At 21.2% G+C, this 523-nt stretch carries 1 pseudogene; it reads right to left on the bottom strand.

Annotated features, from left to right (window positions below):
• Positions 1 to 523 (bottom strand): annotated as a pseudogene (locus BBA70_RS01340) (hypothetical protein); the annotation flags it as partial.

Here is a 523-nt window from a genome sequence, read left to right as displayed (position 1 = left end):
AAAAAATTTGAAATAAATTGTCTGAATAAATGGAATTAAAACATTCTAAACTGTTTTCTCTTTGATTTTTAGCATCAAAACTATTACGATAAATTTCTATTCTATCGTTATTTTGCATCATGAATGTATCGTCTATTAATTTTATTTTATCACCCAAACTTATGTAATGATTACGTTGAAAAGAAGGCACAAGAAACAAATTACCCATATTATCAACATCCGAAGCATAATTAGTATACAATATATGAGCATGATTTTCGTGTTTGGAATATATATACCATAAAAAATTTAATTTAATGAAAAAGTTCATTCGAAAACCATTAAATTTTTCTTTTATTTCACTTAAAGAATTTATATTTAATTCATTATTTAATTTTATTTTAAATTTTTTTAATGTTTTATTTAAACCATCAATATCATTAAAAGCATTATTAAATTGAAATATTTCGGATTCTTGTAGTTCATCATTTAAGTTTAAATGAATAATATTTTTGCTATTTTCATTTTGTCTTGTTTCCATAGC

This window comes from New Jersey aster yellows phytoplasma, from assembly GCF_002554195.1.
Taxonomy (GTDB): domain Bacteria; phylum Bacillota_I; class Bacilli_A; order Acholeplasmatales; family Acholeplasmataceae; genus Phytoplasma.
This window is presented reverse-complemented; position numbering and strand designations above follow the sequence as displayed.